At 40.9% G+C, this 12,055-nt stretch carries 9 protein-coding genes and 1 pseudogene; 4 read left to right on the top strand and 6 right to left on the bottom strand.

Annotation, left to right across the window (positions count from 1 at the left end):
- Positions 1–565 precede the first annotated feature (565 nt).
- Positions 566–1,384, top strand: coding sequence for a VIT1/CCC1 transporter family protein (locus tag NPX98_RS02085; RefSeq protein ID WP_269022339.1), 819 nt, complete (start codon positions 566–568; stop codon positions 1,382–1,384).
- A gap of 297 nt (positions 1,385–1,681) precedes the next feature.
- Positions 1,682–2,230, top strand: coding sequence for a dUTP diphosphatase (gene dut / locus NPX98_RS02080; RefSeq protein ID WP_269022338.1), 549 nt, complete (start codon positions 1,682–1,684; stop codon positions 2,228–2,230).
- A gap of 317 nt (positions 2,231–2,547) precedes the next feature.
- Here dut and NPX98_RS02075 read toward each other — a convergent pair.
- Positions 2,548–3,063: pseudogene (locus NPX98_RS02075) on the bottom strand (biopolymer transporter ExbD); the annotation flags it as partial.
- A complete protein-coding gene (locus tag NPX98_RS02070; RefSeq protein WP_269022437.1) occupies positions 3,060–3,884 on the bottom strand; it encodes a MotA/TolQ/ExbB proton channel family protein in 825 nt (274 codons plus the stop codon). The gene NPX98_RS02070 and the pseudogene NPX98_RS02075, both read right to left, overlap by 4 nt.
- A 495-nt stretch (positions 3,885–4,379) precedes the next feature.
- On the opposite strand from NPX98_RS02070, the gene NPX98_RS02065 reads away from it, so the two are divergent.
- Together NPX98_RS02065 and NPX98_RS02060 are read left to right on the top strand one after the other, a co-directional pair.
- Entirely contained in the window at positions 4,380–4,706 is a 327-nt protein-coding gene (locus tag NPX98_RS02065; RefSeq protein WP_269022337.1) for a DUF883 family protein, read from the top strand.
- Between the two features lie 3 nt (positions 4,707–4,709).
- Positions 4,710–5,147: a phage holin family protein gene (locus tag NPX98_RS02060; protein WP_269022336.1), complete on the top strand. Its 438-nt coding sequence runs from the start codon at positions 4,710–4,712 to the stop codon at positions 5,145–5,147.
- A gap of 506 nt (positions 5,148–5,653) precedes the next feature.
- Here the strand turns inward: NPX98_RS02060 and glmM are convergent.
- The 4 genes from glmM to NPX98_RS02040 form a co-directional block, all read right to left on the bottom strand.
- Complete coding sequence (gene glmM / locus NPX98_RS02055; RefSeq protein WP_269022334.1) at positions 5,654–7,003, bottom strand: phosphoglucosamine mutase; 1,350 nt, start codon at positions 7,001–7,003, stop codon at positions 5,654–5,656.
- 419 nt (positions 7,004–7,422) lie between these two features.
- Positions 7,423–9,498: an ATP-dependent zinc metalloprotease FtsH gene (gene ftsH, locus NPX98_RS02050; RefSeq protein ID WP_269022332.1), complete on the bottom strand. Its 2,076-nt coding sequence runs from the start codon at positions 9,496–9,498 to the stop codon at positions 7,423–7,425.
- Positions 9,499–9,644: 146 nt separating this feature from the next.
- Positions 9,645–11,069, bottom strand: a complete 1,425-nt coding sequence (gene tilS / locus NPX98_RS02045; protein ID WP_269022331.1) for a tRNA lysidine(34) synthetase TilS — start codon at positions 11,067–11,069, stop codon at positions 9,645–9,647.
- Positions 11,054–12,001 (bottom strand): tetratricopeptide repeat protein, encoded by a 948-nt coding sequence (locus NPX98_RS02040; RefSeq protein WP_269022329.1) that lies wholly within the window; start codon positions 11,999–12,001, stop codon positions 11,054–11,056. Before NPX98_RS02040 ends, tilS begins: the two co-directional genes overlap by 16 nt.
- Positions 12,002–12,055 lie beyond the last annotated feature (54 nt).

Below are 12,055 nucleotides of genomic sequence, written 5' to 3'. Positions count from 1 at the left end.
TTGTATCATAATACGGCACTAAGGTGGCCGCTTCCCCAATAAGGGGAGTTGAAACGGAGGAGTGGGAAACCACTCCTTTCGTCATTTAGGCGCTCAGTATGCCTCTTCCCTTGTTCTATATCAAAGCATGCAGAAAACGTTTTTTCAAAAATTCTTACAAACTGTCCGCATGGAATTTTACAAACAGTTTGACCATGTGGAGCACTTGTTTTTATATCTTCTCGGTCAAATTTTGAGAGTACGCTTTGATAGAATGAGTCACATTTTAAGAAAATAAAGCACCAACACTCCCAAAACGCGGATCAAAAACTTTCGAAACCGTAAGCTTCTTTCTCCTTTAAAAAGATGTTTTTGTCTAACTTCATTGGCCTTCATTTCTACCAATGTACAAGCATCTCTCTCTGTCCAAATCTGAGGAATTATATATATAATTCCTGAACAGTCCCTTTTCATGAATCATCGTCCTTCTTCATCACAACATATTTTTGACTGTACAACTGTAAATTGACTTTCGTTTTTCGCATCCTATATTTTAGAATCATTCTAAATAATAGAGCTATAAACAATGTTGAAGTCCTTCTTTTCATTTGTACCCCGTCACGTTTCTTCCTCTTGTGCACCGCAAGAAATGATCGCACGCACGCTCAAATCAAAAAAGAAACAAGCAGCATTTTATTTAAAGGCAGCAAAAGCTTTACAGCGTAATTCTCCCAATCAAGCAGAACTTTTTGCAGCGATGGGAGTCCACAAGCTTGAAAATTATCAGCGACTTCTTTGCCTCTTTCACAATGCTCATGCAAAAGATATGATTGCAGTGCGTGATAAGCCTTCTTTTGCGGAAACTCCCTCCTCATACACCAGCCTTCAAACGACAACAGAAGTCAATAAAGCTACGCAAGAGCAAGTGCAAACACAGACAGATAAGCAAACACTTTTAACGTGGATTCAACCCGGCCTTGCAGGATTAATGGATGGATCGGTTTCCACCCTTGCCCCCATTTTTGCAGCAGCCTTTGCCACAGGTGATACGCATCAAACCTTTTTAATCGGCCTTTCCGCTTCTGTTGGAGCAGGTCTTTCAATGGGATTCACAGAAGCAGCACATGATGATGGGAAATTGTCAGGCCGTGGTTCTCCGCTTAAAAGAGGCATTGCCAGCGGCGTCATGACAACAGTTGGGGGGCTAGGACATGCTCTTCCTTATTTGATTAATTCTTTTTACTTAGCAACGACTCTTGCATTTATCATCGTGTTTTTTGAATTATGGGCTATTGTTTGGATTCAAAATAAATTTATGTCAACGCCCTTTTGGCGCGCCTCTCTCCAAGTTATTATTGGTGGTGCTTTGGTTTTTGCCACAGGCATTCTTATCGGCAATATCTGAAATAAAAAACAGAAATTATTTTCTATCAATACATCTTTATCAGCTTATTTGATAAAGTATTTGAGACAAATCACTCCCTATTTCTAAAACCTTTCTCAACTTGTTTTGTGGAGAAGCTTTTGTTAAATTGGTGCCTGTGTTTTAATTTTGGGAGATTATTGCTATGTCTTACACGCATACGAATACTCGCCTGAATAACCGGAAGAGGCACGCTTCTTTTCACACCTTCTCTTCCCTTTCACGCAAACTAACTTTTACGACAATAACATTCGTTTTATCTTTTTGGGAACCCTTTCCATGCCTCATTCTCAAACCAATGCTCCCCTCAATAACGAGATTTCTTCTTCTCATGCCTCTTCTTCCCCTCCACAAAAGATGACTTTATTGCTACAACGCCTTGAACACGGGCAAGATTTAGAGCTTCCTAATTATGCCACAGCGGGTTCTGCTGGTTTTGATTTACGCGCCGCACTTGCAGAAGACGAAACTGTTGAACTCGCGCCAGGGCAACGTGCTCTTATTCCAACCGGTTTGGTGTTTCATCTTATGCCCGGTTACGAAGCACAGATACGTTCACGTTCTGGCTTATCTTTGAATCATGGAATTGTCGTGTTAAACGCACCGGGAACAATTGATAGTGATTACCGCGGCGAAGTCAAAGTCATTCTCATCAATTTAGGGCAAGAAACTTTCTCCATTCAGCGTGGAATGCGTATTGCACAAACAATCATCGCACCCGTTATTCAAGTTGATATTTGCACGATTGAAACAGCACAAGAAATATGTACACCAGCGGACACAAAAACCCGTGGAACAGGTGGTTTTGGCTCAACGGGATATGATTAATCACATAGAATAAATATATCCCTTATACGCTGTGAAAGTACGTTACTGAAGAGGGAGCGGTGTATTCACTGTGTTGTATTATGGGGAGTAATGGTGGTAGTGTGAGGAACAGTGTTTACCCCATGATCGCCCACAGACTGAGATGCACCACTTGTTGAACCGCTCATTCCATGATCGCCCACAGGCTGAGACGCACCACTTGTTGAACCACTCATTCCATGATCGCCCACAGACTGAGACGCACCACTTGTTGAACCACTCATTCCATGATCGCCCACAGACTGAGACGCACCACTTGTTGAACCACTCATTCCATGATCGCCCATAGGCTGAGATGCATCATTTGTTGAACCGCTCATTCCATGATTACCCACAGGCTGAGACGCACCACTTGAAAAATTATTTAAAGCCTTTTGTAGTCCCACAAGACCAATTTTGGTATATCCAGCAATGCGCAATTTATTGAGGACATCGACAATAGAGCCATAAGTAATTTCAGTATCTGCTTTAATCAAAATCTTCGTATTGAAATTTCGCTTTGTTTCTTCCAACAAGACTTCGACAAAACGCATTTCACTGACAAGCTTATCTCCAACATAAAGAGAATTATCTTTCTGCACAGTGATATAAAGAGATTCATCAGGCTGGGAGGCAACAGAAGCTTCTTGGGTCATGGAAGGGAGCTGAACAGGAATAACAGATGTCGCCAAAGGTGCAGCCACCATAAACACAATGAGCAAGACCAACACAACATCAATGAAAGGCGTTATATTAATATCATTGTATAACGAACCATCACCTGTATCCCAATCATCATGAGAATTTGTTTTCATTGCTTCCGACTTTTCTGTTGTCTTTGTTTATCAAGTTCACGACTTAAAAGCCTTTCGATAGCAGCTGCAATATCGCCTAAATCGTTTCGATAATCATTGAGCGCACGCATGAGGCTATTATATATAATAACAGCTGGGATAGCGACAAAGAGTCCAATAGCTGTTGCAAGTAAGGCCTCAGCAATTCCCGGAGCAACAACATCCAGCCGCGTTGTCTGGGATTGAGCAATCCCAATAAAAGAATTCATAATACCCCAAACGGTAGCAAAAAGCCCAACAAAAGGTGCAATAGCGCCAATTGTTGCAAGAACAGTACTCCCACGCGCAACGCGCCGCATAGCAGCAAGCAAACAGCGCGATAAAAGTGAATGTACCCGTTTTTCCACGCCCTCATTGACAAAATGCATAACATCTTCACTTGGCGCAACATTCACATACGAGAAAGCCTCCTCACCTTTGCTTTCACCGATCCCTTCAGATCCTACAAAGTTGACATGTCGTGTAGACAGATAAACCTCTTTTAAAGTCTCTTTCAAGAAAACTCCTCCAACGCCTTTTTTATCTTGAAAACTCGCAGACAAACGCGCAAAAGTTTGAGCATTCAGAGCTAACCGAAGCTCACAGCGCGCCCTTCGTTTTGCCAAAGTTATCTCAACAATTTTGACGAAAGCAATCGTCCAAGACACGACCGAAGCACTTAATAAAGCGATAATAACAGCTTTCACCACCCAATCGGCAGCCATAAACATAGAAATAGGGGAAAGATCATGCGTAGGAAATACGGCAAGACTTTGATCTAGATGTACTGTTTCAGGTTCCATTTTCATCTCATAATTGCATTAATAGCCTTCCGTAGCTTTATTGTGTGTCAATTTTAAGGAGTAAAACACAATAACTGCAATATAGTTTTATTTTAGGACATACCCCCCAATTCTTTTCAAAAGAGAAACAGCTTTTGCTGATTGATCGTGCGCTATCTTATATCTCATTGTAACTGTTTCCTCAAGAGGATAGATGTTCCTCCGAGAGACTCTTGATTTTTGTTCTCTCCCATTCTGTTATCTGCTCTAGACAAGCCATATTTATTTAATTTCTGCCCTCTTTTGGATCAACTTCTGTGATGCAAATACAAAATACAAATGCCAGAAATGCTTCGAAACAAGAACAGTTTCAAGAAACATTGATCCATGAAATAAAAATGTGGAACAAAAAAGATTTTGTCGCGTTACCAAAGCAGTAAATGTTTGAAAATGTTTACGTCATAGCAAAATGACGTCCCATATAAAAATAATGAATCCATAGAAAGAAATATGATCATGGCAAATAACAAAACAGCAGAAAAGAATGGAACAGCGACAGAAAAAGACCTTCAAGCACAATTGAAGCAATTACACCATGAAATCGCAGGAATAACCTCAACCATCAGTAATTTTGGTGCAAATCAACTGGACAAAGCCAAACATAAAGCTGAAAAAGTTTACAACTCAGCGAAAGAAAATGGTGAAGAAATGGTCTCGCAAGCAAAAGACACAATAAGCGATCTTGAAAGCACCATGAACCAATGTATTCGCAAAAACCCCGGTAAAAGTGTTCTGTTTGCAGCAGGCATTGGCTTTGTTCTTGCTCAATTGTTGCGTCGTTAATCAATGCAGAAGTTGATCGCACCTCTTATGAGCCACTTAGTTGGCGGTCGAATTAAAAACACCGTCAAACAAATACGCATCCGCACAATTTGCTACGGAATTATCGGAATCTCACTGTTTATGGCTCTGATATTTTTATGCGTTATGGGCTTTATTGCTTTATGTTTGGTAGTGGAACCTCTTGTAGCAGCCAGTATAATGTTTTTCATTTGGCTTTTTATTGCAGGATTAGGAGTCTTACTTGGTCACGTTTTTAGAACGTACCAACGTTATGCGCATCAAAAACAGTTGGAAGAACAGCGCCATCAACTTATGACAGCATCAACACTCTCCGGCATTGCAATGCTGGGTCAAAATCTGCCTTTTACCAAATTAGGTGTGCCTATCCTTGGTCTTGTTGCTTATCTTTTGTGGCAAAAAGATAAAAAAGATCCTTCTTAAAATACAGACTTTTGTTCCCCTCCCCCAAGGTGCTTTTCCTTCATATCAAGGAAAAGCACCTTTTATTTTAACAACAAAACGCGTCCACCCATATCGAAGTTTTCAGCATTTTAAGACAATGATTAAAAACCCCCCTATATCTCTTGCATCACCCTGTGAGCAACAAAACATAGAGCGTATCCCGAGAAAGCACTACAGATAACATATTCCGAGCACCCGTCACAGACCCCGAACACCCATTACTTAATCATGATATGTTTGTTGATTTCTCAAGTTTTATCCGCATGCCCATACCATATGCCTGCCAATATGCCTGCACAACGCAAATCTGTTATAATGCAAATCTGTTATAGAGAGTGTCATATCTCAGACATTGATAGAGCCTAAGCGCATCTCTAATCCAAATTTAAGAATCAACCTACAATTCTTCACTTCCATACGATGTTTACAAAGGAACCCCTAACGCAAATCTATATAGAATGCATGTAAAAATATGGAGCTTTCTTTTAATCAACCTGATTGCGCACAATAACATCGGCCATATCTGCAACAATAGCTTCAAGAGTTTCCTTATCATCACCTTCCGCCATAATACGGATTACCGGCTCAGTTCCAGAAGGACGAATAACCATCCGTGCATTTTTTCCCAAACGCTTTGTTGCCTGTTCAATTGCACTTGTAATTTCAGACTTTTGCAACACATTTTTATCTTTAATTCTGATATTTTTCAAAATTTGTGGCACAGCCTCAAAACGCTGACATAAATGACTCATCGTACATTGACTTTCTTGCATACAAGATAAAATCTGCAAGGCAGCCACCAACCCATCACCGGTTGTTCCAAAATCACTCAGCACAATGTGACCAGAGCTCTCCCCACCAACATTATACCCCTTTTTACGCATTGCATCGACAACATAGCGATCACCAACTTTTGTCCGCACCAGCTCTAATCCTTTGCTGGCTAAAAAGCGCTCAAGTCCCAGATTTGACATAATAGTTGTAACAACGCCGTTATTTTGCAACCGTCCAGAATTGTGCCAATGTTCAGCAAGAACAGCGATCAATTGATCGCCATCAATTGTTTGCGCTTTTTCATCTACCACTAAAACTCGATCACCGTCTCCATCAAGAGCAATCCCCACATCGGCACGCACTTCATGAACTTTCTTTTTTAAAGAGGTCAGATCAGTTGAGCCACATTTGTGATTAATATTGAGACCATTTGGCTCATTATTAATAGCAAAAACCTCTGCGCCTAATTCCCACAAAGCACGTGGTGCAGCTTTATAAGCGGCGCCATTAGCGCAATCGACGACAATACGCAAAGCATCCAAGCGCACATCACGTGGTAGAGTTCGTTTGGCATATTCAATATAGCGGTAAATATCGCCTTCAACCCGTTTTGCGTAGCCAATTTCTGCACTCGCCGCTAAAGATTTTGAAAGATCTGTATCAATTAATTCTTCAATTTTTGTTTCTATTTCATCCGAAAGCTTAAAACCATCAGAACCAAAAAGCTTAATGCCATTGTCATAGAAATGATTATGAGATGCTGAAATCATCACCCCAATATCAGCGCGCAGAGAACGGCACAACATAGCAACAGCAGGTGTTGGTACAGGCCCCAATAAGAAAGTTTCCATCCCAGCAGATGTCAATCCTGAAACCAAAGCATTTTCTAGCATATACCCAGATAACCGCGTATCTTTTCCAATCACCACACGACGCGACTGATGTTGTGAACGAAAAAAAACCCCCACGGCCATTCCCACTTTCATAGCAAAATCTGGCGTCATGGGAAAACAATTGGCTTTACCTCGAATTCCATCTGTACCGAAATATTTTTGCGCCATTTTTTTTCCTTTTTATACCTACTTTATTATCTGCGCAGTCCTAACAACAGACTGGAATTCTTTATGTTCCCTCATCTTATCCAAAGATACATGCCACAAAACACAAAAATCCACCTCAAAATGCACGCCCAAACCTATCAGATCATGAATCTTTCAGAAAAAAACGATACATCTCACAAACTAAGCAATCCTTTCCTTCTGTAAATGTTTTCTCACGCACACAACATTTGAACAACACATCAAAGCACCACCTTTTCGATAAGTCCCCTCTCGAAAATATACCCCTTTCAAACAAAGAAGCGCCTCTCCTAACAAGATCCACCGAATGAACAGACAAACCTCTGAACTACTCATAGAACTGTTGCTGCATTTTTTCAGTCTCGTTAGAACTGCCTATTTTCTTTTGCGTTCAAAAGCATTCAACTTTTTTCACCATCTGTTTTGCTTTTTGGAGTATCCAATGTCTCGGTTTTCTTCTTTGTACGTCGCATATTTTTTTCAGCACTATCGGATTTATCACCATCAGATTTCAAACTCCCAGACTCAGAACCACCAGACGGAGCATTATCAGACTGAGGACTTTCAGGCTCAACACCATTCGGTGTTGTTGTTCTTTTTCCAACTTTTCCTCCTGTTTTAGGGACAGAGGAAGTGCGTGAAAGAATACTCTCGTTGCCCTGTGTGCGTGAAGGAGGTTTTCCTGCAATGATTTCATTAATTTCAGCACCTGTTAATGTCTCATATTCCAATAAGCCCTGAGCAAGTGCTAACCATTGTTTTTCTTTTGTTTTCAGAATTTTTGTTGCACTTTTATAAGCATCATCAATAAGCTTACGCACTTCTGCATCAATCATGCGTGCCGTTTCTTCAGAAATATTCTGTGTTCTAGCAACTGAATGACCTAAAAAGACTTCATCCTGATTATCCCCATAAGCAACATTTCCAAGCAAATCGGAAAATCCCCATCGTGTAATCATAGCACGTGCTAATTTTGTAGCTTGCTCGATATCGGACGCAGCACCAGATGTGATATTTTCTTTCCCAAATTTCAATTCTTCAGCCACTCTTCCACCCATCATAATGGCCAGACGGGAAATCATCCACCGATAGCTCATGGAATAGCGATCACCTTCAGGCAACTGCATAACCATACCCAAAGCCCTTCCCCTTGGTACAATTGTTGCTTTGTGGACAGGATCAGCAGCAGGCACATTTAAGGCCACAATAGCATGTCCTGCCTCGTGATATGCTGTGAGTTCTTTTTCTGCTTGTGTCATGGCTGTCGAACGCCGTTCAGCACCCATCATCACTTTGTCTTTTGCATCTTCAAACTCTTGCATTGTCACCACTCTTTTATTGCGGCTTGCCGCCATTAAAGCAGCTTCATTGACAAGGTTCATAAGATCTGCACCAGAGAATCCCGGCGTTCCTCTTGCTAAGACTTTCAAATCGACATTTGGAGCTAGAGGTACGTTGCGCACATGAACTTTCAAGATTTCTTCACGCCCAGAAACATCAGGGTTTGGCACAACAACTTGTCGGTCAAAACGCCCTGGTCTGAGCAAAGCAGGGTCGAGCACATCGGGGCGGTTTGTTGCAGCAATAAGAATGATGCTTTCATTGGGTTCAAATCCATCCATTTCAACAAGCAGTTGGTTCAATGTCTGTTCCCGTTCATCGTTTCCTCCTCCCAATCCTGCTCCGCGATGTCGTCCTACAGCGTCGATTTCATCGATAAAGATGATACATGGAGCATTTTTTTTAGCCTGCTCAAACATATCACGAACACGGCTTGCCCCAACACCAACAAACATTTCCACAAAATCTGATCCTGAAATTGTGAAGAATGGAACATTGGCTTCACCTGCAACGGAACGCGCGAGCAAGGTTTTTCCGGTTCCCGGAGGTCCAACGAGCAAAACACCACGTGGAATACGCCCCCCTAAGCGTTGAAATTTCTGAGGTTCGCGGAGAAAATCAACAATTTCTTGTAAATCGTGTTTTGCTTCTTCAACACCAGCAACATCTTGAAAAGTGACACGTCCTTGCGCTTCACTCAACAATTTTGCCTTTGATTTACCAAATCCCATTGCACCGCGTGATCCATTTTGCATTTGTCGCATAAAGAAAACCCACGCCCCGACAATAATAATCACAGGAAGTAATGAGAACAATAAATTGAGAAAGATACTATTTCCTGAGCTTTCAGGAACAGCTTTAACATTAACATTTTTGCTTTCCAATTTCTGCACCAAGCTTGGATCTCTTGGCGCATAGGTTGAAATAACGCGATGATCGACAGTTTGTCCCGTTAATTTTTGCCCTTGAATGGTAACGTTTTTAAGCTCATTATTCTCAACTTTTTGTAAAAACTCGGAATAGGATAATTCACCACTTCCAGCACGCTGGTTCCCTCCATTAAAGAAAGAAAATGATACTATTAAAATTAAAGCAATGATTCCCCAAACAAAGAGAGAGCGGTAATTGGAATTCATATTAGATCCATTTCATCAGATATAGATTCTTAAAAATTACTTTTTAACATATAACCTTGTCTGCGCCTTGCCAAGGTATGAGAAGATGTTTATCATCTTTTAGAGTAATTTTTCTTCATCTTTTCTTCAATATTAAAGAATCTTTTCTACGCGATATTAAAAAAAGGCCAAACAACATTGACAAGCGCAGCATCTTCGCATGACAATAACCAGTCAAATGGAGCTATAATTCGCTTTATAATGACTTTGTGCTGCAGAGGGAATGGATAAAAGAGTTCTGGAATATCGATTCTGTTGTTATGTGAGATCATCAGCAGCGATTGCAGAGAGGGAAAATGAGGACGTTCGAGATCAACGATGCCCATATCAAGGCACTCTTTCAAGTGAACAAGATCAGCAGATTTAACCTTTATGGCATTTATACCCTGATTGGTGATTTGATAGCGCCCATCCCATAAAAGCGTTTGTCCCGGGTCAATAATTATCTCTTTAATGTTTCGCGATTCGCGCCAACAAACAATGCTATTTTGATTATATTCGATAACAGATCCAGCCAGAGTAAAGCGCTGTTTTTCTGGATATTGCAGACATAATTTTTGTCTTAAAGCGACCAATTTTTGATACGGAAGCAAATAAGGTCTTCCCCCCATCAGCACTGCAAACAATCCAACGACAAAAGGGAAACCAGGATGTTGGAGTAAAAAAGGCGCAGGCTTTCCAATAAAACATCGCCCATACTCCACCGAGATATCCAATGCTAAAATCAAATCTGCAATTTTTTGTGCTTGTTTACGGCGTTTAAGCGTAGCTTCATTCACTTTTTTAGCAATAGAAACAAATTTTTGCTGAGATATCGAATAACGCACACGCACGCGTTCAAACTTCAAATCTTCATTCGTTGGATCATCAATCCAAGTCGTTTTTCGAAAACATAAATAAGCACGCAATGTTTTGCGCTTTACACCAAGAAGTGGGCGAATCAAACGCACTTTTCGACGCAACAGAGCCTCCCGCGGGATACAAGACAAACCGCGTTCCAGCACTAACGCATCGCTCTTTTCAAAGATGCCTGCGACAGCACTTTCCACACAAGCTCCTTTATCCATGTTTTCAAAGGGTTCTTGTTGCAAAGCACCTGCATTCTTTTGAACATTTCGGCTCCTGCGCATTTGATAAGTTTCAACCTGATCATTGAGCGTATGCCCTGTCATAATCAGCGTTGCACCATGTTTCTCAGCTTCTTTGAAAAGTAAATCATACCGTGCGACACGTGCTTTTTCCAAGACATTTGTCTTTGGCTTTTCACCTTTCCATTGCACAATGACGTGTTTAATCTGTTGGATACAACAAATTTTTGCAACATTTTCTGCTTCAGCGCTGGATTCTTCACGCAATTGGTGATCAACCGTAACGGCAATCATCTCAGGGGGAGAAAGCAAGGTTTTTAAATGATCTTTGACCAGAAACATTAAAGCAAGCGAATCACTGCCTCCTGAGACCGCAAGGATCAATTTTTGACAATGTGCAAAATCGGATTTTTTAAAAAGATTTGCAGCTAATTTAACGGACACTTAGAATGACTCTGCTCTTTTTTAAGACGTTGATAAAAAACACTCTCCAACGTTTTATACCGTTTTTGTATGTCAGCAAAGAGCGCACACGCCGCTCCATGTTGATCCAAAGCAGCCATGCTCATTGCTAATTTTAGCAAAATTTCAGGACCATATAGCGTCTTTTTATCCTCATGCCACACCGTAAGATACATTTGTGCCGCTTCACGATACCGTTTTTGTCCTAACAAAGATTCTGCCAACCAAAAGAGAGCATCACCGCTCAAAGGATCCTGTCGATAAAGATTTTGAAAAGCGCAAAAGACTTTTTCAGCCTCACCATAACGAGCAGAAAGAATAAAATGATAGCCTGTTTTGTACAATGCTTTGGGGGAAGATAGATCGTGAAGGTTTTTACTCCTACGGGCTTCATCAGGACGCCCGTTCTTTTCATACATTCCCCCAGCTTGTTTATTCTCACCATGATTCTTAACATCAAAAGCGGGCTTCTTTGCATCTGATATATCATTCTTGATACCAGAAGAACTCTTCTTTACGCCAGAAATATCATTTTTCTCACCAGCATCATATTTCTGATTTCTATTCCTGAATCGGTTTTCATCCTCACGTTTAAATGTCTGAAATTGCGCATCTAAACGGAAATTATCAGAGGGACACACATAAAAAAGAGCCCCTCCTTTCTCAAAAAACTGGTGTAATTGATTTTCCGTCTTCTCTTGATCGTTATGAACCAACACCATTTGTATCCTATGCAAGAGCCACTCTAAATATTCATCTTTGACAGAAGTAGCATCACGTTCTATAAACCTGTTTTGATCTTGCATGGACCTCTCAACGAAAAGCTGATTGTTTTCATGCATACGACTTTGAGCAGATGAACCGAAACATACCATAAAGATTAACGAAAAATAAACACAAAGCTTTTTGCTCATATCCCCCCATCAAGACTTGTCAACGGCTAACTTAAAGCCAAAGATGCATCAACA

It is taken from the genome of Bartonella sp. A05, from assembly GCF_026930145.1.
Classification (GTDB): domain Bacteria; phylum Pseudomonadota; class Alphaproteobacteria; order Rhizobiales; family Rhizobiaceae; genus Bartonella.
Note: the sequence above shows the minus strand (reverse complement) of the source record. Positions and strands in the feature narration are given on the sequence as shown.